Genomic DNA, 23,230 nt, shown 5'->3' with positions numbered 1-23,230 from the left:
TTTCTATATGCTCTATGATGAAAATATAAGTTTAACAGGACGTATTGTATCGCCTGGTGAAGCGCAATATGATTCAGCACGTCAAGCGTTCAACACATTTTTTAATAGATTCCCTTTTGTTATTGTCTTTGCACAAAATACTCAAGACGTTGTGAATGCAGTACGATGGTCGTTACATAATAACGTACCTATCCGAGTACGTTCAGGAGGGCACAATTATGAAGGCTTGTCAGTTTTAGATGGTGGTATTGTAATTGATGTCAGTGAGATAAATCAAATAAAAATAGATCCAACATCAAAAACTGTTACAGTAGGAGCTGGTTGTAAAAATCTCCATCTAGCTGAGCTTCTTGGGAAAGAGGGATTAGCTATTCCTAATGGGGTCTGTCCTAAACCAGCTATCGCAGGAATAGCGCTAGGTGGTGGGCAAGGTATTCTTTCTCGACCATTAGGACTACTACTTGATCATGTCGTAGAAATAGAAATGGTTGATGCTAACGGCTGTGTATTGCAGGTTAATGATCAGGAGCATCCTGATCTATTTTGGGCTTTACGTGGTGGAGGCGGAAGTTTCGGTATTTGTACATCTTTTCGCTTTCGTACTCAGGAAATTAAGACTGTTGGTTTTGTTGAAGTTAGTTGGAGGCATCAAGATTTAAAAGCCGTTATACAGGAATGGCAAAAGTATACTCTACCTACTTCTGATAAACGCTTTACTCCTACATTATTATTGTCTTCAGAAAAGACAGCTCCTGTGTTGATGCATGGGATTTTTCATGGATCAGTTACAGACTTACAGAAATTGATACAACCACTTCTCAAAATTGGATCACCTATAAAGGTAGACATAAAAGAACTCTCTTATTTAGAAGCTATAACGTTAATATCCAATCATCAGCCTACAACTCCTTTTCCATTTAAAAGCGTAGCACCTTTTATGGATTCTTTATTACCTGAAGAAGGTATTGCTACGATTCAACATTTTATGAGTCAATCTCCACCTAATTCTACTGTTTCTATATTTTTTCAGGGCTTAGGGGGGACTGTTTCTGCAGTACCCGAGGAAGCAACTGCTTATTTTTATCGAAAAGCTCTAATGAATATGGTGTTATTTTCCACTTGGGACAAACCTGAGGGAGCTGCACAAGGGATTCGTTGGGTAGAAGCTTTTCGTCACGCGTTAATTCCTTTTACGAAAGGTGTCTATGTTAACACACCTGACCTCTCAATGAAAGATTGGTCGGATTTATATTATGGTGAAAACTTTAAACGATTGACTCAAGTGAAAGCTAAATACGATCCAGAAGATATTTTCAATTTTCCACAAAGCATTCCACCTGTTTATAAAAAATAGAAATCCTTTGCCGACCTTAAATTTTGCAATTTATAAAGAATGATAGATAATCCTTTTTGGAAATAACAATTAAAAGAGAGAGATAACATTGATTATTGACTGTATCAAAAGTTAAATCACTTCTTTACAGAAGGAGAAGGAGAATTAAGTCAATCGGATGAATAGTATAGTCCTGCTAATATCCCAGAGTATGTTATAAATGATATTGCCACTTGGGTGCAAGGAAGAGTGAAATGAAATTAGCAACTATATTTTTAAATGACTATTTTCAGAGACAACAAGTGAATTAGGGGGGACTGGTTTAGAGGAATTCCCACATGAAAAGACCTGAAACTGTCTTCCGTATAGCGATAATAAAGATGTTTAATTTCTAATATAGAAAACAATAGCGTTGCTACATTCAATATGTAGTAACGCTATTTAAATTTTTTAAAACAGGGTTAAATTTTTCAAAAAAATTACCTATCAAAAATAATATTCAACTAAATTCATAAGTTTATCCCGCATTAACGGACAGTGAGACCCCCACCTCAAAATTCAGCGAGAGCAAAAAAGTGAGGTGGGGCGGGCTGCCCGTAAAAGCCCGATTGGTGAGGGCTGATAATCAGTGGGGGATGAACAAAACTCCCACTGATTAAAGTTTCACTTTATCCTTTACTGTATCTTGTAACTACATTTTACCTTGCTGTAGAGAAACAAAAAACATTTTTCTTATTCAATAATTCCAATTTCTAGAGCCTTTTGAACAGCTTCTTCTTTGTTGCGGACTCCTAGCTTTGTATAAGCTGTGGAAGCATAATTTCTGACCGTACCATTCGATAAATATAACCTTGATGCTATGGTAGTGTATCGAAGTCCCTTTGCCACTAGCTGCAATATTTCTATCTCCCTAGCTGTTAGCTCATAAGCGGTTGCTTTTGATTGTGGTGTCTCTTTTTGCTCATCAAACTTCTCAAATATTTTGTGAGACATTCCCTGATCAATCAGTGTCCCACCTTTGTGAATAAGTCGGATCGTATTAGCTAGCTCCAATGTTTCAATAGATTTGAGTAAAAAACCATCCGCACCGTTGCGAAGGGATTCCAACGCCTGTTCGGTATCCTGAAAAGTTGTGAAAATCAATACGCGGATATGTGGCCATTGTTGCTTGATTTTTTTGGTTGCTTCGACTCCATCCATGTGCTGCATATCTAAATCCATAAGTATAACATGGGGTTGAAGGCGCCCACACAAATCGATGGCTTCATTGCCATCCTCAGCTAAACCGACTACATTTAAATCTTCATATCTATCGAGTAGTGTCCTCAAACTTTCCCGAACAAATGGTTGATCGTCTACAATTAACAAACGAATAAGTCCATCTTTTATTTCAGTTTGTCGCGGTATGGTACATGTAACAAGCATTCCTTCCTCTGGCTTTGTATATACAGACAATTGACCTTGCAAGTTCATTGCCCGTTCTTTCATCGCATTCATACCAAAGCCTTCCTGCCATTCTACATTTCCTTTTCCATTATCTTGAACTTCTAACCTCGTATATTGTTCGTCAAACTGCAATGAAACTATAATTTCAGTCCCCTGACCATGACGTACTGCATTCGTAAGGGACTCTTGTAAGCAACGAATGAATGCGATCTTCGCTTGCCGAGACAGCTGATATTCCTCTCCGAATGTCCTAAAACTTACATTTACCTGAGCGTGCTCCTGAAATTCGGCTCCAAGATTTTGTAGAGATTGAATTAAGGAAGGCGATTGACATGAAGAATCCATTTGATGTAGGTAACCTCTCACGTCCTCGATACTTTTCCGTCCCATTTCAAGCAGAGAGTCTAGCCTCTGTATACCCATTTCAGTAGAAAGTTCGGTACGCAACGTTTCCATCCCCATAATAATAGAAGTATAAGCATGACCAACTGTATCATGAAGCTCACTCGACAGTCTGTTCCGTTCTTCCGCCAGTGTGATGCGTTCAATCTGAGACATATATTGCTCAAGTACCGCGTTTTGTTTACGAATTGATTCATTTTGTTTATGATTGACGATTAATAAATGAAAAGCGAAGCCCATTACATAAGCAAGTCCATAGTAGGTAACCAAAATCCAATAGCTATTACTTGGCGCAACCGCATAGAGAATTCCAGTTGTTATAAAAACTGTTGTTGGAGCTGTCCAATAATAGGACAAATGCTTACTATTCGCAGCAATTAGAAAAGCCGATATCAGAAATGTAACGTTAGCTTCCGGAAATAAAGAGGTTAAATATATACACAGTCCACCATATAGCAGTATTTCTGTGAACAAGTAATATTTGTAATTGAACAGTAAGGCTACCCATGGAATCGAGAAGGCAACAACCTCCCAAAAAATAACAATCCAAAGTGGCAATGTTAAACGATCCTGAAAATCTAATGTGGTTATGGCGATAGAGACACTAACAAGTATACGGACTCCTAACATAATCCAATCGTACCAAAACCAATACTTAACCATATCTAACAAGTCATTTACCCCCTAAATAGCCTACCTTTTTACTTCCTATAGTATAAATTAATCCTTCATGCCTTATTATACTTTTTAATTTAAAACTGCGATACTACTCACAGACTGCAAACTTCTATTGATTTAGTTGCTGAATCATACTACGTGTATAGCCCCCAATTTTCTGTGTCAAACCTTCTACTATTCTAATACTTATGGCGGTAAATACTATACCCATAAACATTACAAAGAGTGACTTGGCAAACGTATCTATCTGTATGAATATAATATTCATATCGATGTATCGATACAGTAGTGGTGCCAACAGGAACATAAGTGGCATTACATAAAAAATGATTGCACTAATAAGACTGAAAATGCCAATCACAAATTTCTGCATTAACCAATAGACAGCAGACCAAGTACAACGATCTGTAAGCACTAATTTCACCTGAGCCCAGTTCGATGTATCCATTGTTATATTTCTATCGTAAGAGTCTGTTGAAATATCTGTATAAATTTTCGTCTGTATGCGCTCGAATTGGATAAAGTGTGTGGTAGTCTGTAGTACGCGCATAATTAATGGAATCCCAACAACAGTAAATGAAAGGGTGAAACTAAATAGCAGAGCTATTAGATAAAAACAAAAATAAAACAATCCTGTAACGAAAGTTAGCAATAAAAAATAACCATTCTGGATGAATTTTGATTTCATAAAGTTCATCGCTCCTATCTATGTAATAACCGAATCATACTGTTTTTTTTGTCATTCTCACTAGTGTAAAAGTGTCATATGACATTTCTAAATGATGCTAAAAAGGGGAGAGCAGCCTACTGCTGGTTAAAAAGATGCTTATATCCCGCTATTTGCCGGGCAGTAAGACCCCCACCTCAAAATTCAGGTGGAAGCAAAGAAGTTAGGTGGGGGTCGGGCTGTCCGTAAAAGCCCGATTGGTGAGGGCTGATAATCAGTTGGGATGAACAAAACCCCTACTGAATAAAGTTTCATTTTATTAATCCTCCACAAAACAATCCCGTTTTTGCATTTGCAAGAACGGGATTGTTTTGTACTTTTATTTAATATGAGATGGACTTGTTTTTCGAATGTGAAAAATAATATCAAATTGCTCAAGCAATGATTTATCAAAGTATGTCGATTCGTTTGGGAATATTTGTCCCCCTATACTTAGTAATGGTCTTTTGGCTTTAACCCATTTCTCTGCTTGTCCTTTAAGGTGACGGTTATCCAATAAAAACATGTTATATGGTACTTTTCCGAGGGTATAGTTAAAACTATTTACATTTTGTGGAATCGCACGCGTTGTAATCTTACCTCCAGTAGAAGGATCATATTCGCTGTATAAGGTGAAATTCCCCTTCGTAGTTGTACTACCAATTGTGACATAATTATTGTCTAAACGTTCCTTCAAAAATTGCCCCGCAACATAAGGGTATAATTTCTCATCGATAATTCCTTTAGCAATATGAATATTGTGTCCCCATACCATCGTTTTACCACCAAATGTTTCTTGTGCCCACATTGCATGATCGGCCAAGTATTGCTCATGTAGCTTTAACATACTTGGATAGTCGTTAGGAATTAGCATTGTGGTAAATTTCTCTATTGCACTTGCCGTTGCTTTCGCCCAGATGTACTCGGGTGAAACTATTTCTGTGTTGGCTTGTTTATTCTCATCTTTTAGTAATCGAGCTACTCTCTCAGCGTTTGCTTTGAACTTTTCTTTTATTTCAGGAGCAAGGTCCATATATTCCTGTGTACTTCCATTAAAAGCCGACAATTCTTTATAATTTTCTTCTACTTCTGCCAGCAAATTTGGTCGATGCAGCTTTACATAATCAATTACTTTATTAAAGCAACCTTGGTCCAATTCCTTTAAGTCGAGCCCGATAAATTGGATCTTGTTTTTATTGGATGGATCGGCATTATAATCTTTCATCCACTCAATCATGGCTATAATTTCATCAGTAGGATATAACAAGTTTAAAAACTCCCTAGGGTTTCCTTTTCCTGTTTGGATATATTCATTTAGCTTTAAGCCGTTTCCCCAATCTTCTTCCATTGCGAAATTTGTAAAACCCACCTCAGTAACCAAATATTTCACAAGGCGAAATTTCATAGTGAAAATTTCAGAGCTTCCATGAGTATTCTCTCCTAACCCCACATATTGCGCGCTCCCAATCATTTTCTTAAGTGGTTTTAAATCCTCAAATGGTTTTGACGGATCTATCGTTTTTAATGGGTTAGCCTGTGATTGTATTGATTTAACTATATTTTTTTGGATTGATTGACCTGAATTTTCGACTGCTACCGTTTGAGCGTTTCCTACTTCCCCACATCCTGTGACTAATAAAGCTGTACTAACCATTGCAATTATTCTTTTCTTATTCATTTTTTTCACCCCAATTGAATTATTTTTAAAAGCAAGATTGATTCATGTACTTGCACGTATCAATTGCCTTAATTCAATTGTTATCTATCCCATATCATATTTTCTAGTTACATATTGTCATAAGGTTAATTGACACAGGTCATAGACTAATCATTACACTTTTGTACTATCGGTTATGACAACTTATAAATAATAATTACATTGATGAGTCGTAAGTAAGACTAGACTATAAATTGGGGAGGGATTTTAAAGATGAATGAATCTGTATACAAAAACATTTTTATTCTAAGTTGTGTCTGTGGAAATGACAAGAAGTAAATTCGATAAACAAGTGAATGAAAGGGGAAGGGCGGATTAAAATGATATTACACGCAAAATCGTTCCACAATAAAGATAAAATCCAACGTGCTAAAATAGGACTTCAACTCTTTTTGAGTATCTTAATCATTACTTCTATTATCCTAAATGTAGTAGTAATAATTACGAAAAGTATGCCGCTTATTGTGGTATATATGTTTACCCCAGCATTATCTTCTATTTTGACTCGCATAATACTGAAAGAAGGGTTTAAAGATGTATCTTTTAGTCTCGGTAACTTAAAGATATGGAAAGGGATTGGTTTTGCTCTGCTAATCCCTATGATTATTTGTGGAATTACTTATTCTATCGCCTGGTTGAGCGGAATTGCGGGGTTTCAGTATCCCGAAGTTGGTATGTTTATTTTAGAACCGATCTACAATATGCTTGGGCTTCAGTATGTAACGGCACCATTCAACTTCATTTATCTAGTAGTATTGAGCGGCATTTTCGGAAGTTTGCTTGGCTTAATCCCGGCTTTGGGAGAAGAAATGGGCTGGCGAGGTTATATGCTCACAAGGCTAGTCGATGCAGAGTTTTCACGGCCCATCCTTATTAGTGGATTGATTTGGGCAACGTGGCATGTTCCAATAGTTATTGCTGGTCTATATGTAGCGGGACCATCTGTCGTTCTTTCAGTACTTGGTATCTATCTTTGTATTGTACCATTCGGTTATATTATAGCTTATTTACGACTTATCACAGGTAGCATTTGGCCTTCGGTTATCATCCATGCTACTTGGAATGCCATTATTCAAGGACCTTTCACACGTGCAAGTACAGGGTATCAAACTGAGATTTGGATTGGAGAATCTGGCTTGATAACCGCTATTATTATCTTGATTACTGCAATAATTACGTCTCGAATCGTAAATTTTACTAAATAGCATATGGATGTATTTTAAATAAAATTGGTGAAATATGCCAAGGAGAAATAAGATGCTCCTAAAAATATTAGAAAAAATCTAGTTGAACGGACTCTTACTTAATCTTAGGCTGCTGGATATATGAGAGGCATCAAGCTAAGGGTTTAATTTATAAAAATAAACTTGATTGTCATAAAAAACATAATGTTTTTCATTTAAAGGCTATGAGATGAAATTTCATCATCTTCATCACGTTAGACCTTCAGGAAATAAAAAGTTAAACGATTATACAAATACTCTAACTGAAAAAACGATAGTCCTTTTATCAAAAATGTAGAAGGACTATCGTTTATTTTTTTGACAAAATTAGGGGTTGATGTTCATAAAATGGAGAATATAATTCGTATTTTACGTAAAGAGGAAAAATTTTCTGAATAAGATTTAGCTAATTTTCTTGATGTATAACGATTGATTGAAATTTCACTTTATGACTTGTAAAGGGATGTTCAATGCATCGTACCATTAAAAAATCTAAATTTAATCGATGAATTGCGATAAAATGTGGTCGGAAATAATGAAATTTTAGGAAAAATAAGGTACACTAGTCTATGATTTTAGTTGAAAATCGTTTGACGTTAATGCATACGGGGGAAAGATTGATGAACAACAATACAACAAATGAATCAGTTGAAGAAATTGATCAAAAACGAGTAAGATCAAAAAAACGTTATACAAATTGGAAGTTTATCGCAGTGGGTATTGGTGTAATTGCACTTCTTATTGGGGGAATGAGTTATTATCAGGCAACTCACTTCAATTCGAATGTTACAATTAATGACACAAAAGTTGGTGGTCTGAGCGCTGATCAGGCAATACAGAAATTAAAGACATCTGGACTAGCAAACAAAGTCTATGTTGATCAACAACAAATTTTAGATGAAAAAGATACAAAAACGGAACTTACGGAAAAAGATTTGCCTCAAGTTAAGAAACTATTAAAAAGTCAGTGGACATTTTTCCCTTCCTCAAAGGGAGAAAATTATTCATTACTACCAGAGAAGGCAGATCAGTATCGTAGTGAAACGATGAAAAAACTTGTAGAAGAAACGCTCATCTCTATGAATGAAAAATTAAAAGCGCCTCAAGATGCTATGGCGAAGCTAGAACAAGGAAAAATAGTTATTTCGAAAAGTGTTGAAGGAAAACAGTATGACGTTACTAGTCTACTAAAAGATTACGATAAGCAAAAATATAAAAGCGAAATTCACCTGAAGTCTGCATACATAAAACCTATTAAAGAAGACGATCCAATTGTCAAAAAAGAGGAGAAAGCACTACAGAATCTTCTTGGGCAGTCTGTTGAGTATAAAGTGCAGGATGAAGTTTATCCTTTAAAAGCGAAAGATTTAATTCAAAATGCCTCTATGTCAAAGGATATGAAAGTTACAATTGATGCGAGTGACATTAAGAAGAAAATTACTGAAATTAATAATGCCAAATCAACATTAAATAAAGATTTCTCATTTAAAACGCATTCCGGTTCAGTTATATCAGTAAAAGGGCAAGGCTACGGCTGGGCATTAGATGTTGAAAAAGAAACTAAACAAGTTCAACAAGCCTTTGAGAAAGGCGAAAAGTCGCTTTCTGCTTCTAATATTCACGGAAATGGTTGGGAGAAGGAAGGTATCGGTTATAAAACAACAGCGAATAATGGCATCGGAGACACGTATGCGGAAGTTTCAATTGCAGAGCAACAAATTTGGATTTATAAAGATGGAAAATTAGTCGTTACAACAAATGTAGTAACGGGTAAACATAGCACGGGTGAAGATACATCACCAGGTGTGTGGTACGTCCTATACAAACGAACACCATACACGCTAAGAGGTAGCGCAGTAGGGAAAGCTGATTATGCGGTTAAAGTAGATTACTGGGTTCCATTCACAAATAGCGGTCAAGGATTCCACGATGCCGGCTGGCGAAAAGACTGGGCAAATAATGCTTATTTAACAGGTGGATCAGGTGGGTGTGTGAACCTTCTTCCTAATGTTGCAAAAACTGTATATGATAGTTTGAACACGTATGATCCAGTAATTGTGTACTAAAAAATAGCTACGTATCTAGAAATAAACAAAGCAGGAAATCTTACCTGATGGTATATGAAAAAACACCTCTTGCATTCGCATACTAAGTGTGCAAATGTAATGGAGGTGTTTTTGTTTGAATATAAAAGTGTATTGCTTATAAGAAACAAAGTAGAAAGAGATTGAGAATAAGTATTCAAATAATCAATAAAATTGACAATGAATATCATTTTCACTTAATATAGAATCGTCGCATTTAATTAGACATGAATTTTTTGTTAATATAATAGATTTCTATTAAGTTGTCATATTTACGAACTATCATTAAATATTTTAAGAATTTAAACGTAGGAAAGGGTAATATAAAATGAACTGGAAAAAAGGCGGGTTATGGGTTATTATTTTTTTCGTTGTAAAAGGCACGATTTCTACACTTTTAATCGTTACAGGTGCTAAATATTTTGATTTATCATTTATGCAACTTATCTTATTAATTCTGACCTTATTAGTGATTTCTCTAATAAGTCGAAAATTGCTCTATAGACATAAACAAAACAAAAAGCAAAAAGAGCTAAATATATAATGAAGCCCCAGAGACCATTGGATTTCTGGGGTTTTATTTTGATAGTTTTTTCGCATGTATATTAATTTAACAGAATAGGTTGTCCAAAATGATAAAATCGATGATGTTTAAAATGCGTCAGTTATTTTTACATAAGGATTGTAGAGAGCCTTTGAATCAATCTTTATTCTGAAGCGACAGACACGTATAAATTATGCTCTTTTTTCAATTGGTAGTTTAAATGTAAAAGTACTGCCTTCTCCTAATTTACTTTCAACCGTAATTTCTCCTCCGTGTAGTTCGACAATCCATTTTACCATCGACAATCCTAAACCTGTGTTTCCGATGTTTGAAGATGTGCGTGCTGCATCAACTCGATAGAAGCGGTCCCATATTTTAGTAATATGTTGCTCGCTGATGCCGATGCCATTATCGGAGACTTTACCTATTATGTTGGTTTCATCACGGAATAGTTGCATATTCACAGTTCCACTCGCTTTGCTATAAGCAATCGCATTCGTTAGTAAATTCATTAATAAACGCATCATCAATGTTTGATCGGCTTTAATAAATAGGTCTTTCTCTATATTAATTGTTATATCAATCGAAGCCTCTTGTACCATTAATGAGAGCTCTTCTACGACGATTTCCGTTAATTCACTCATATTGATACATTCAAATTGGAAAGTATTATGTTTTCCTTGGTCAGCTCTTGCTAATAATAAAAGTTGTGAGATTAGAGTGGATATTTTACGTGATTGCTTTAAAATTACTTCTAACGATTCTTCCATTTCTTTCGGATTATTCTTCTGCGATAAAGCGTATTCGCATTGTGAAATAATAACAGATGTTGGTGTTCTTAATTCATGAGATGCGTCAGATGTAAATTGTTTTTCACTTTCAAATGATGTCTCCAATCGCTCAAACATTTTGTCAAAGGTTTGTGCTAAATGATACATTTCGTCTTTCGGTGAACCTTGTAAATTAATTCTCTTCGAAAGGTCTTTACCATCACCAATTTTACTAGCTGAATCACTCATTTGTTGCACAGGTCGAAATGCCCTTTGCGTGATAAAATATCCTCCGAATGCCGCAATAAGAATAAGTAATGGGAATGAGATGATTGTTACCACGATAAGCGTATTCATCGTTGAGGATAATTGGTTCATAGTCATTATTCCACGAACCCAGACTTGCTCATCGCCGCCTGCATTATGGAGAAAATCATATACTATCCATTCTTTATTGCCGTCTTTAATGGTTTGTATTTCATCGGATTTAAGCGATATCTTTTTATTAAAGCTTGTTGGACTATGTCCTACTAACAGCTCACCTTGTTTACTATAAATACTAATATTTACTCCATCTTCTAAGGTTTCAAAATCATCGTCAATCTTTAACTGCCCATGCTTATATTTGATATCTTCCATGCTTTCTTTTACTGTGCTCTTTAATTGATCTTTCATATTAAAAAGCAAAACTTTATCTGAAGAAGTTAAAATAAAAGCTAACACGAGTGCCATAATAATTACAATTAGCCCCGTATACCACAGGGTTACTCTCATTTTTATTGATAGTCTTTTCATGATTCTACTCGCAATACGTAACCAGTTCCTCGTACTGTATGAATTAACTTCGTTTCAAACTGGCTATCAATTTTTTTGCGAAGATAGCGGACGTAAACATCAATAATATTTGAGCCACCTTCATAGTCGTAATTCCACACATGTTGCTCAATTTTATCTCGTGTCAGCACAACTTCTTTATTACGAATCATATATTCTAAAATAGCAAATTCCTTACTGGAAAGAGTGATAACTTGGTCTCCTCGTGTTACTTTATGCATATTGCAATCTACCACTAGGTCAGCGATTTCAAACACATTAGATGTATTTCCTGTTTTTCTTCGCATTAACACTCGAATTCTTGCTAACAGTTCGTCAAAAGCAAACGGCTTTACTAAATAATCATCCGCACCTAAGTCGAGTCCTGTTACACGATCATCAATTGTATCTTTAGCTGTAAGAAGCAAGACAGGAGTTGTATTATTGTCCGCGCGTAATCTTTGTAATACTTGTAAACCATCTATTCCTGGAATCATAATGTCAAGCACAATCAAATCGTAGGTAGCCATGTTTATATAATCCAAGGCATCTTCTCCATTCCCACATGCATCGACACTATAATGTTCTGCATTTAATCGTTTTACCAATATATTTTGTAAGTCTTGTTCATCTTCGACAATAAGAACTCGCATTAACATTCTCCTTTTCTTCTTATTAATATGTATCACTATAATTCAAAAACATTAAAGCAAGATTAGAAACGATTTAATTATATCATTTTATCCAGCATTAACGGGCAGTAAGACTCCTCCTTCAAAATTCGGCGAATGCGAGGGAGTTAGGGGAAGTCGGGCTACCCGTAAAAGTCTTCACTTTATTTTTTTATACATTAATCTTCCTTTAATGTTTGTTCAGTAATATAAAGGCAAGGATAAGGTGCACATGTAAAGGGAGGAAAACAGAATGCGAAAATGGATGCTGATTGGAGCGATATCTTGTGTATTGTTAACAGCTTGTTCTACTCAAGCTGTTAACAATACAGAAGTGCAACAACTGAAAGTGGAAAATGATAAATTACAAAAAGAAGTTGCTCAACTACAACAAGAACCAAACAAAACAGAGCCTGCTACGAATGATACGAAGCAAACACAAGATTTCAAAAACGAAGTTACATCTATTGTAGAAAAGGCAAATAACACGAAACCAGTTGGAGCAAAAGAAGATAACTTAAATATGTACTTGGCAACAAAAAAAGAAATTGACCAATTGGATGACAAGATAGATCTATCTGATAATCAGCTAGAAGCAGATTATCACGCTGGAACGATAACTGTTGAACAATATCAAACGCAAGAAAAAGAACACGATATACTGGAAGATCAATTAGAGCAAGCAGAAAATGCGCTTGAAGCAAGATTTGGAATAGAGGAGTAATCATTAAGGAGTGGATGAAAATGTTAAAGCATAAAAAGAAAATAATTATAAGTGTAATTGCTATTTTAGTAAGTGGTATTGCTATTGTTGGTGGATATTATGGTATGGGCTACAATTATGCAAAAAAGAATGAAAACTACACAGAGAAACAAGTTCGTGAAATTTCTTTAGCTCATACAAATGGAGAAATTATTAATGTGAAAAAAGAATTCGAATTAGAAGATGACAACTTAGCACAATCAAAATTTGAATATGAAGTGGAAATTAAGACACCTGATAATCTGTTAAATATTTTAAAGGTTAGTGCTAGAACGGGTACAATAGAAATCGATAATGAAGATTGAAAAAATATCGACAAATAAAATATTACGTACTTGATTTTTGTTATCGATAGCGAAGAAAAAGACGGTTCTCTAATTTTACAAGGGAATCGTCTTTTTTTTGTTCTATGGATCTATGCATTTTTTATACTTTCCTATCCTGGTGCGGTTTTAGGGTTCTTGTCTCTTATTGGATTAACTGAAAAACTGTATAAAACCTTGTATACCCTTAGTGTGGTTTTTTCCGAAATACTGGCGGTACCCCGTCGCTATCAATCAAAGCTCATACAACGTCAATTATATTAGGGGGTGTTTCAGTTCTCGTTTTATCTTTTTACAATGATGAATATGAAATAATGACTTCCACTTATAAGAATGTGAAGAAGTGTTGATGCCAGTTGGAACTGTGGTAAAGGTTGAGGGTGGAATCTAAGGGAATATTAGAGATGTGCATGAAAGGTTATTAATCCATCTTCTATAAAATCGTGGGATTATATATGCACTTATTATCCTGGAGATTTTAAAATAAAACCTATCTAATTATAGAAGTGATTTGAACGTAAGGAAATTGTAAGAAATGGATAAGAAAAAAGAAATTTTTATTGTGTAGGATACAAATATAGAGAAGCGTAAAAGAGGGAGGGTAAATAGGATACATTTATACGAAAAACAAACTAGTAATAAGAGCATTCTATTGGTGGCAATTACTGAAAGAACAGAATACTCACTACAGTTCCTACAGGAAAGGGAAGAATCAATGGATATGGTCTAGGAATCTATGAAATTATATTTCCTAACGGTGTCCCGATATGGGAACATACAGATGTTATTCTAGGATTTGATACTTTTGCTGGAGGGGCATATGTTGACGGCAATTTGAACAGTATGGGTAGAGCCGAGAATACTGGTCTTTTTAAAAGTATTTTACTTGTTGAATATAGACAGTAGGGATAAAGCCAGAATAGTAGTTTATGTGATGTTTGTAATTGAACAAATAAAAGATGAAATCGATCATTTATCTAAGGAGGAATTTTTCTTATGGAAAATAAATTATCTGGAGTGTTAGCCGCTACCTTAGCTCTAACGATGAGTCTACCAACAGGAGCGATAGCGTCTTCTAGCAGTAAGACTCCGGTTGTATCTAGCCAAGAAGTTGCTAGCAAAGATTTGGAGAAGATTGCTGCAGAGAACGCTGCACTGCTCACGAAGTCCTATGAGACGACTAGTGTACAGTATGCGCTGATTGATAATGGTAAACTTATTTTGTCGGGGCAGACAGGTAAGAACGACATAGAAGGGAAAGAGCCACTAACCAAAGATACTCTATACGGAATTGGTTCAACCAGTAAAGTATATACAGCTGCGGCTGTTATGAAACTGGTAGACGAAGGAAAAGTTGATTTGGATGCTCCTGTTGCCCGCTATATTCCTGATTTTAAAATGAAAGATAAACGATATAAGCGTATTACACCGCGTATGCTGTTGAATCACTCCTCGGGTTTGCAAGGTTCGACGTTCAATAATGCATTTTTATTTAAAGATAATGATGCTTACGCCCATGATATATTATTGCAACAATTGTCCAACCAAAACTTGAAGGCAGACCCTGGTGCGTTCTCAGTATACTGTAATGACGGTTTTACACTGGCTGAGATCTTGGTAGAAAGAGTCAGCGGTATGAGTTTTACTGAATTTCTACATCAAAAGTTTACAGAGCCATTAAAACTGAATCATACGATAACATCGCAAGACAAATGGGAAGACGAAAAGCGGGCTGGACTGTATTCTCCGACATACCAGGGACAGCTACCAAGTGAAATGGTGAATCTAATTGGTACGGGAGGAATCTCTTCTACTGCAGAAGATGTGGTGCGATTCTCACAAATATTTATGGGACAGGGAAAAGAAATTCTCTCTAATAAAGCAGTCAAGGCGATGGAACAAGAAGAATATAAAAAAGGAATGTGGCCGGGAGATAGCGGAAATGTGTTCAACTATGGACTTGGCTGGGATAGTGTGAAACTATACCCATTCAGTGAATATGGGATAAAAGCGTTGACTAAGGGTGGGGATACGATACTGCAACATGCTACATTGGTCGTGCTTCCAGAACAGAAGATGGCAGCAGCTGTATTGTCCTCCGGCGGCAGCAGCATGACAAATCAACTGTTGGCAAATAAATTACTGCTAGCTAGGCTTAAAGAGAAAGGGACAATTAAGGATATAAAGCCAGATAAATCCTTCGGAAAGCCCGTCAAGGCTAAAGTGCCTCAAGACGTGGTAAAAAAAGCAGGGTTTTATGGAAATAGCTATAGCCATTTCAAAATAGAAATTACGAAGAAGGGAGAACTGGTTTTACCAACTAAACCGGAAGAAAAATATGTATATACGGCGGATGGAAGCTTTATAAATGAGAAGGGTACTTCCAAGCTTAACTTCGTCACAGAGAAGAATGGAAAAGTTTATTTGAGAGAGAGCACATATGAATTATCACCGGGATTGGGGCAAAATGTGCTGACTCACTATTTAGCCCAGAAATTAGAAAACAATGTGTTACCGAAGAAAACAGCTGCTGCATGGGCGAAGCGCGAGGGTGGCAAGTTCTATCTCGTTAACGAAAAATTTAATTCTATGAACTATCTAGGACAACTAATGCCTCTTAACACACAAATTACGATCAAGGATGGATATTGGGACGGCAAAAAAATTACAGGTCCGAATACGGCGACGCATCAAATTCAAATTCCTGTGATGAATGGGCGGGATACAAAGGAAGCCCATTTCTATACAGAGGATGGTACTGAATATATGGAGATGTCCAGCTTTTTATACGTCAGTGAATCTAACGTAAAACCCCTTGATACAGGTCGATTATCAAAAGTTACATTGCAAAAAAATGGGCATGCGAAATGGTTTACGGTCCCGCAAGAGGCAGCAGGGAAAACGATGAATGTGGAGTTGCCATCAGGAAGTTCATTCGCGGTGTATGATGAGAATGGAGTATGCGTCAATTTTACCGTCGTTAGTGATAATAACAAAGTGAAACTACCAGAGAATGGAACGGTTGTATTTGCTGGCGCACCGAACTCCGAATTTACAGTCGCATTGAACTAGCTACAACTCGGGATAGACTTCAATAAAACAGTGCGACATGGAAAAGATATTTTATTTGTATCTTAAGTATTACCTTATTACAATTAAATTCTTAGCTTAATAGCAATGGGATAGCACCACATGCCTATCAGCCTAAGAAAATAAATCAACCCCATGTCCATCAAGCTAGTAAAAATAAATACCCAAAATATAGTAAAATTGACATCTCCAGAGTAAAAATGTAAAAAATTATTGTTTAGGGGCAACATAAAACCTTAGTTTGATAACGATATGGCGCTACTCATAAAAAAGAAATAGGAGAGAATATCCTATTTCTTTTTATTGATATAATAAAATGTAATGAATAGATCCAAAGTAATGATAATAATTAGAAGTAACAAGTGTATAAGTGCATCAGTTTTTCCGTTTAGTAAAGACTTTACAAAGAAATCCCATTCTGTTTCATAGGGAGGTTCTACCCAATTTCGTTGCAGACCTAATACCATTCCATTTATAAAATAGACAATACTTAATAGAATCCTTCCAACAAATAAGGCAGCTGTTTTTATATTCCAATCCTTTATCTTGATTACATAAAGGATTGGAAATAGTATCACTATCCAAAAAACAATAATAAAGACTGTATTTCCCATTCTCTCCTCCTAACAAAATGATTGTATTTTTAATCTTGGTAAATTCTTAGGTTGGAGGTATGTTTCATTGTTACTGGTTAAAAACAAGGACCGTAATTCCGGCTCCTTTTCTATCCCGCAAAATAAAGGTTTGTTTTATCTCTCCGTCTCAAAAAACTCAATCCACTCTCCATCAGGACCAGCGAAGAATATGTAACGTGTTCCATCTGGTAATGTTTCGACTTCTTCTCCTAGTAAAAAGGTTACTGTGTGTTTCTTTAGTCTTGTGATTTCTTCTTCTAATGAATCTACCTTAAAGCAAATGTGATGTACTTTTCCTTCTGCCGGAAGAGAAGAATTGTAGCCTTCAATTAATTCAAGTATCGTTTCCTTCGATTCTTCTACACCTAAAAAAGCGAGTTTTAAGTCTGGGTTTGGGTGTCCCATTCGCTTAATGAGCTGTAAGCCAACTACTTTTTCATAAAAAGTAATAGATGTTTCTAAGTTTGCAACCATAAGTCCTACGTGTTCAATTCTTCTAACTGGCATGTAGATTCCTTCTTTCTGAAAATTATATACAATATATTATTGAAAATTAAGAAAATAAGCAAGATAAAAACCTTACAAATTTAAGCGTGTTGTATGGTATAGTGAGAAAGTATGTTTGGGGAGAAGGAAGGAGATTATACGATGAATATACCTACTCAAACTCCTTCATTATCGGAAACGATGAAAGAGTGGCATTATGCATTAGCATATGAAATTAAACATTGGAAAACGATAGGTGGTAGTAAAATTTCTATCATGAACGGTCGTTTTTTATATACAGATTATGAGAATACAGTGTATGTATTTCAGCTTATTTCGGAAGTAAGTTTACCTGAAGGTTCACCAATTCGAATTGAGTTCGATGGTGAGGAAGCGACAGGAGAAGTATTATCTGTACATGGATTAGAAATAGAATTGAAATTAAATGATTATATACAAGGTGAAATAAGAGAAGCGGTTTTATACAGTGAACCGTGGCAACTTTTAGAGCAACTGCAAGAGCGATTGAAAGAAGCACGTAAAGATAAGCTAAAACGTAATCGTATAAAGCGTCTCGTGGATGGGACGAGCAGTCCGAAGCATATTGAGAAGATGAAAAATCCGAAAAATGAACTAGCATATCGTTCGTTTTACAATCCGACAACGTACGTATGGGGACCGCCTGGAACAGGGAAGTCGTACAATTTATCACGTATTATTTCGGCTCATTACCAAAAAGGAAAATCGGTACTTGTGTTAGCTCATAGTAATGCGGCAGTGGACGTATTAATGAGCGAAGTAACGAAACAAATTGAGAAGAAAAAGAAATGGACACCTGGCGAAATTGTTCGTTACGGTTATAGTCAACATGAACATATACGAAATCATGAAACATTACTTACGTCGAAGCTAGTTGAAACGACGAACGGATCTTGGGGAGAAGAAAGACTCTATTTAGAAGAAACACGACAAGATCTTCGTGAAAAGATTTTATCATATAAAGCGACTTCTGCTGATAAGAAGCGTATACAAGAGATTGAAAGTGATCTTCGAAAGCAAAAAGCGAAAATTAAAGAAGTAGAAAAAGAATATATTGAAAATGCGAAAGTAATTGGTGCAACTCTATCAAAATGTGCAATTGATGCGCTAATTTATGAGCGTACATTTGATTTAGTTGTCGTAGATGAAGTGAGTATGGCGTTCGTTCCGCAAATCGCATTAGCTGCTTCACTTGGAAAACGTATCGTTGTTTGTGGCGACTTTTTACAATTACCTCCAATTGCGATGGCGAACCATGAACTTGTTCGCAAATGGCTTGGGGAAGATATGTTTTACCATGCTGGGATTGTTGAGTCTGTTAATAAATCAGAAGCACATCCGAACCTATTTATGTTGCAGGAACAAAGACGTATGCATGCGGATATATCGAAGTTTACGAATTCGTTTATTTATAAAAATAGAGTATACGATCATCCTTCTGTTTCAGAGCGTAAAGAACTTGCGCAATTGCAGCCGTTCGCAAATGAAGCGAGTGTTTTATTTGATACGAGCCAAATGGGAGCTTTTTCGTTAAAAGATGCGGCTTCTGGTTCACGTTTTAACATTATGTCTGGTTTAGTAGCGATGCAAATGATGTTAATCGGATTGTTAGACGGTGTTCAGTCGATTGGTGTTGTGACACCTTACAGGGCGCAGTCACGCTTTTTATCAACGTGTATTAGAGAAATGTTGCAGAGAACGAAATATCAAAACATACCAGTTTTAGCGGCGACAGTTCATAAGTTCCAAGGTTCTGAAAGAGATATGATGATCTTTGATACGGTTGACAGTTATCCGCAAGAACGACCTGGCGTATTATTCTTTGATCACAAAAACCATCGCCTCGTCAATGTAGCAGTGACAAGAGCGAGAGGGAAGTTCATTCAATTATCAGATTGCCATTATATGCGTAAAAACCTTTCGAGAAAACAAGCGTTATCACAATTAACAGCTCATATAGAACGTCATGGAGATGTGTATGATCGCACGACATCAAGACAATTGTGGGAACGGAAAATTTCGAAACGTTTACGCTGGTTTATGGAAATGAATCTTGAAGAGCCGAAAGGGTTATTAAAAGATATTTTAGCCGCAAAACGAAAAATTATTATTTCACTTCCAAGTACAAAACAAGTGGATAAGCGAGTATGGCAAGCGTTAATGCGTACAAATGCACAGATAACAGTTTATAGTGATGGACCAGTTCCACTGAAAAATGTAAAGTTACAAAGACAAAATAAAGCACTCCCGTTTATCGTAATTGATGATGAAATCTTCTGGGCAGGCGCACCGCTTACATCTCAAATGATGTTTGAAGGTAGTACAGAATTTCCGTACGTATGTGCCAGACTGCAAGCGCCAGAAACAATTAGTGTATTAAAAGGATTTTTAGATATTCGGTAAATTCGGATAGGAATTCCTTGACTTTTATTTGGAATGAACTTAGAATGAATGTAATTTAATATAATTTTATGAAAATTCTTATCACGAGAGGTGGAGGGACTGGCCCTATGATACCTCGGCAGCGGATTCGTTATGAATACTGTGCCAATTCCAGCAAGGTAACTTGAAAGATAAGAAAGAAGCTCATTTTGATTGTATATACAGAAGCCTCTTTCTATCTTTTAGAAAGAGGCTTTTTTACGTGAAAATAAAAGGAGGAAGAACAATGGGAGCGACAGGAGTAACGTCACAAAGAAAAACAATTGACGAGAGTATCGAAAGAAATAAGGAAAAGTACATAGAAACAAGTCATGATATTCATGCGAATCCGGAGATTGGAAACCAAGAGTTTTACGCATCCAGAACGTTAAGCTTATTACTAGGTAGTGCAGGATTTCAGCTGCAACACAATATAGCTGGACATGAAACAGGTTTTATCGCGCGAAAAAGTTCAGGAAAACAAGGACCAGTCATTGCATTTTTAGCGGAGTATGACGCTTTACCAGGACTAGGTCATGCGTGTGGTCACAATTTAATTGGCACAATTAGCGTTGCAGCAGCAATCGCATTATCAGAAACGCTTGAAGAAATTGGCGGGGAAGTTGTCGTGTTTGGTACACCAGCAGAAGAAGGCGGGCCAAATGGTAGCGCGAAATCAAGTTATGTAAAGGCAGGTTTATTTAAAGACATTGATGCGGCGCTTATGATTCATCCGAGCGCAAAGACAGCGACAACGAGTCCTTCATTAGCAGTCGATCCACTTGATTTTCATTTTTACGGAAAAACAGCTCACGCTGCAGCCTCACCAGAAGAAGGGATTAATGCATTAGATGCGGTTATTCAGCTTTATAACAGTATTAACGCACTTCGCCAACAACTTCCGTCAGACGTGAAAATTCATGGCGTTATTACAGAAGGCGGAAAAGCACCTAACATTATTCCTGACTACGCCGCGGCAAGGTTCTTCATCCGCGCAGCAACGCGAAAAAGATGTGCAGAAGTAACAGAAAAAGTAAGAAACATTGCTGAGGGAGCAGCGTTAGCAACAGGTGCAAAAGTAAAAATTCATCAATTCCAAAATGAAATCGATGAATTACTCGTAACAAAAACATATAACGATATCGTAGCGGAAGAATTAGAACTATTAGGTGAAGAGGTAAATCGTAAAGAAAGAGTAGGGATCGGTTCAACCGACGCAGGAAACGTAAGTCAAGTCGTACCGACAATTCATCCGTACATTAAAATCGGACCAGATGACTTAATTGCACATACGAATGAATTTAGAGAAGCAGCACGTTCAGAACTTGGAGATAAAGCATTAATTACATCGGCAAAAGCATTAGCAAATACGGCGTATCGATTAATTACGGAAGAAGGGTTGTTAGAGAAGGTGAAGGAGGAGTTTAGAGAGGCACAGAGGAATCAGGGGTAAGGCACTTTTTCGAATATAAATCTAATTCATATGCAGAAATAATAGAAAAGAACATTGAAAAAAATCAATGTTCTTTTCTATTTATGAATCATTTGTTTCTTCATTAATTTTGAGGATGAATTTCTTTAGTGATATCTTGGATCTAGTCTAGTCTAGTTTAATAGTAACGGTGATCTGTGAGTTCGAATTGCATTAAAGGATAATAACTAGAGAATGTGTTGTAATTAAAATTTATATTTCTATATTAATTTGTAAAATAAATTCACTTTATGTTATTATATTTCCCTTGGACTGACAGTTTATAAAATGTATAGTGAATATTTGAAAAGTTGAAATAGGGGATGTATTACGTTGAAATGGTTATCTTGGGACAGAAATTTAAAAACTAGATTGATTGGCGAAACTATGTTCAATACATTGTTTTGGATGTATTTTCCGTTTATGGCAATATACTATAGCGATGCTTTTGGTAAAGCAATTGGCGGAATTTTAATGGCAATTATACCTCTTGTAGGCATAATAGGTAATTTGTTAGGTGGATATTTAGCTGATCGATTAGGGCGTCGACCTGTCATGCTATTAGGCACAATCATACAAGTAGCAATGTTTGCAGTTTTTGCTTTATCTCATTCACATTGGATTAATTATTTAGCCTATATCGGTATTGGAATTAGCGGGGCAATATACAGTCCAGCAAGTTCTGCAATGATAGCTGATATAGTGCCAGAAAAGGATAGAAGGGTGGTCTTTGCCACTTTTGTTACAGCAAATAATATTGGTGCTGTATTTGGACCAGTGTTAGGTTCATTTTTCTTCTTTCATTATCGAAGTGAATTGTTATGGACTTGTACAATTGTTACATTTATTTATTTTATAGCAATCTATTTCATAATTAGAGAAACGCTGCCCGAAGCTTCTAAAAATGATGGAGATAACAATCCAATATCAAAAATCTTTAAAGAACAATGGAATAATTATATGAAAATTTTTAGTGATAAAATTTTCTCTCTTTACATATTTGCGGGAGTTTTGATTATGATAGCTTTCATGCAGCTAGATCTTTATCTTGCATTATATGTAAAGGAATTTGTACCAACTCAATCTCTTTTCTCATGGAATATTGGTTCATTCTCTTTGAGTAATACTGAAATTTTCGGATGGATGATGGGGTTAAATGGCATTTTGTTTGTTTTATGTTCTTTACCTGTTGCAAAATATTTTGAGAATTGGAGCGACCGAAACGTTTTAATTGTCTCTAATATATTATTTGGAATGGGTATGTTTCTAATAGGGTTAACAACGAATATATGGCTACTATTTGGCTTTATGGCAATATTAACTATTGGGGAATTGATTCGTTCGCCAGTTGTACATAGTTTTGTCAGTAAATATGCACCTGAAAATTCTAGAGGACAGTATATGGCAGCATCTAATTTGCAATTTACCATTGGGCGTTTTATTGCACCAATAATGATTGTATTTTCTACATGGCTATCTCCAATTGTTGTGTTCGGAATTATATTGCTTTGTACCCTTGTTAGTGCAGTTTTCTATGTGAAAGTATTTCGTATGATTTCAAATACAAACATGCATAATTCTACAAAATAGCCCTGTTATGCAGGGCATTTTGTAA

Annotated in this window: 17 protein-coding genes, 1 pseudogene and 1 riboswitch; of the genes and pseudogenes, 11 read left to right on the top strand and 7 right to left on the bottom strand. The window is 35.9% G+C overall.

Annotated features, from left to right (window positions below; genetic code table 11):
- Window positions 1-7: 7 nt before the first annotated feature.
- Together CN409_RS01450 and CN409_RS01445 are read left to right on the top strand one after the other, a co-directional pair.
- Complete coding sequence (locus CN409_RS01450) at window positions 8-1,354, top strand: FAD-binding oxidoreductase (RefSeq protein WP_000964999.1); 1,347 nt, start codon at window positions 8-10, stop codon at window positions 1,352-1,354.
- A gap of 42 nt (window positions 1,355-1,396) precedes the next feature.
- Window positions 1,397-1,591 (top strand): annotated as a pseudogene (locus tag CN409_RS01445) (alpha/beta hydrolase); the annotation flags it as partial.
- 474 nt (window positions 1,592-2,065) lie between these two features.
- On the opposite strand, the gene CN409_RS01440 reads toward CN409_RS01445, so the two are convergent.
- The 3 genes from CN409_RS01440 to CN409_RS01430 all read right to left on the bottom strand — a co-directional run bounded on the left by CN409_RS01440 (window position 2,066) and on the right by CN409_RS01430 (window position 6,243).
- On the bottom strand, window positions 2,066-3,853 hold the full coding sequence (locus tag CN409_RS01440; RefSeq protein ID WP_097981007.1) for a helix-turn-helix transcriptional regulator: 1,788 nt from the start codon (window positions 3,851-3,853) through the stop codon (window positions 2,066-2,068).
- Window positions 3,854-3,968: 115 nt separating this feature from the next.
- Window positions 3,969-4,547, bottom strand: coding sequence for a sensor domain-containing protein (locus CN409_RS01435; RefSeq protein ID WP_000836848.1), 579 nt, complete (start codon window positions 4,545-4,547; stop codon window positions 3,969-3,971).
- Window positions 4,548-4,905: 358 nt separating this feature from the next.
- Window positions 4,906-6,243, bottom strand: coding sequence for an erythromycin esterase family protein (locus tag CN409_RS01430; protein ID WP_001036177.1), 1,338 nt, complete (start codon window positions 6,241-6,243; stop codon window positions 4,906-4,908).
- A gap of 359 nt (window positions 6,244-6,602) precedes the next feature.
- Here CN409_RS01430 and CN409_RS01425 point away from each other — a divergent pair, with 359 nt between their 5' ends.
- From CN409_RS01425 to CN409_RS01410, 3 genes are all read left to right on the top strand, one after another.
- On the top strand, window positions 6,603-7,487 hold the full coding sequence (locus CN409_RS01425; protein ID WP_000600467.1) for a CPBP family intramembrane glutamic endopeptidase: 885 nt from the start codon (window positions 6,603-6,605) through the stop codon (window positions 7,485-7,487).
- Window positions 7,488-8,125: 638 nt separating this feature from the next.
- Window positions 8,126-9,571, top strand: a complete 1,446-nt coding sequence (locus tag CN409_RS01415; RefSeq protein WP_001064072.1) for a L,D-transpeptidase family protein — start codon at window positions 8,126-8,128, stop codon at window positions 9,569-9,571.
- Between the two features lie 346 nt (window positions 9,572-9,917).
- Window positions 9,918-10,133, top strand: a complete 216-nt coding sequence (locus CN409_RS01410) for a hypothetical protein (protein ID WP_001104104.1) — start codon at window positions 9,918-9,920, stop codon at window positions 10,131-10,133.
- 191 nt (window positions 10,134-10,324) lie between these two features.
- Here the strand turns inward: CN409_RS01410 and CN409_RS01405 are convergent, their stop codons facing one another.
- Both CN409_RS01405 and CN409_RS01400 read right to left on the bottom strand, forming a co-directional pair.
- Window positions 10,325-11,698 (bottom strand): sensor histidine kinase, encoded by a 1,374-nt coding sequence (locus tag CN409_RS01405; protein ID WP_002162747.1) that lies wholly within the window; start codon window positions 11,696-11,698, stop codon window positions 10,325-10,327.
- On the bottom strand, window positions 11,695-12,369 hold the full coding sequence (locus tag CN409_RS01400; protein WP_001264526.1) for a response regulator transcription factor: 675 nt from the start codon (window positions 12,367-12,369) through the stop codon (window positions 11,695-11,697). Before CN409_RS01400 ends, CN409_RS01405 begins: the two co-directional genes overlap by 4 nt.
- A gap of 271 nt (window positions 12,370-12,640) precedes the next feature.
- On the opposite strand from CN409_RS01400, the gene CN409_RS01395 reads away from it, so the two are divergent.
- The 3 genes from CN409_RS01395 to CN409_RS01375 all read left to right on the top strand — a co-directional run bounded on the left by CN409_RS01395 (window position 12,641) and on the right by CN409_RS01375 (window position 16,545).
- Entirely contained in the window at window positions 12,641-13,111 is a 471-nt protein-coding gene (locus tag CN409_RS01395; RefSeq protein WP_001233663.1) for a hypothetical protein, read from the top strand.
- 20 nt (window positions 13,112-13,131) lie between these two features.
- A complete protein-coding gene (locus CN409_RS01390) occupies window positions 13,132-13,455 on the top strand; it encodes a PepSY domain-containing protein (RefSeq protein WP_000912129.1) in 324 nt (107 codons plus the stop codon).
- A gap of 1,014 nt (window positions 13,456-14,469) precedes the next feature.
- Window positions 14,470-16,545, top strand: a complete 2,076-nt coding sequence (locus CN409_RS01375; RefSeq protein ID WP_000428443.1) for a serine hydrolase domain-containing protein — start codon at window positions 14,470-14,472, stop codon at window positions 16,543-16,545.
- 308 nt (window positions 16,546-16,853) lie between these two features.
- Here the strand turns inward: CN409_RS01375 and CN409_RS01370 are convergent, their stop codons facing one another.
- Both CN409_RS01370 and CN409_RS01365 read right to left on the bottom strand, forming a co-directional pair.
- Window positions 16,854-17,177: a hypothetical protein gene (locus CN409_RS01370; RefSeq protein WP_079245738.1), complete on the bottom strand. Its 324-nt coding sequence runs from the start codon at window positions 17,175-17,177 to the stop codon at window positions 16,854-16,856.
- Between the two features lie 135 nt (window positions 17,178-17,312).
- Window positions 17,313-17,705, bottom strand: a complete 393-nt coding sequence (locus tag CN409_RS01365) for a VOC family protein (protein WP_001145295.1) — start codon at window positions 17,703-17,705, stop codon at window positions 17,313-17,315.
- 111 nt (window positions 17,706-17,816) lie between these two features.
- On the opposite strand from CN409_RS01365, the gene CN409_RS01360 reads away from it, so the two are divergent.
- The 3 genes from CN409_RS01360 to CN409_RS01350 all read left to right on the top strand — a co-directional run bounded on the left by CN409_RS01360 (window position 17,817) and on the right by CN409_RS01350 (window position 23,205).
- Complete coding sequence (locus CN409_RS01360; RefSeq protein WP_140159766.1) at window positions 17,817-20,126, top strand: AAA domain-containing protein; 2,310 nt, start codon at window positions 17,817-17,819, stop codon at window positions 20,124-20,126.
- A gap of 75 nt (window positions 20,127-20,201) precedes the next feature.
- A riboswitch (SAM riboswitch) is annotated at window positions 20,202-20,303 on the top strand.
- Window positions 20,304-20,391: 88 nt separating this feature from the next.
- Window positions 20,392-21,597 carry a M20 family metallopeptidase gene (locus CN409_RS01355; protein WP_086397094.1) on the top strand — a complete coding sequence of 402 codons (1,206 nt, stop codon included), beginning with the start codon at window positions 20,392-20,394 and terminating at the stop codon, window positions 21,595-21,597.
- A gap of 351 nt (window positions 21,598-21,948) precedes the next feature.
- Window positions 21,949-23,205: an MDR family MFS transporter gene (locus CN409_RS01350; RefSeq protein ID WP_000871750.1), complete on the top strand. Its 1,257-nt coding sequence runs from the start codon at window positions 21,949-21,951 to the stop codon at window positions 23,203-23,205.
- Window positions 23,206-23,230: the final 25 nt, after the last annotated feature.

Origin of the sequence: Bacillus sp. AFS012607 (genome assembly GCF_002558005.1) — a bacterium.
Classification (GTDB): Bacteria; Bacillota; Bacilli; order Bacillales; family Bacillaceae_G; genus Bacillus_A; species Bacillus_A thuringiensis_S.
Note: the sequence above shows the minus strand (reverse complement) of the source record. Positions and strands in the feature narration are given on the sequence as shown.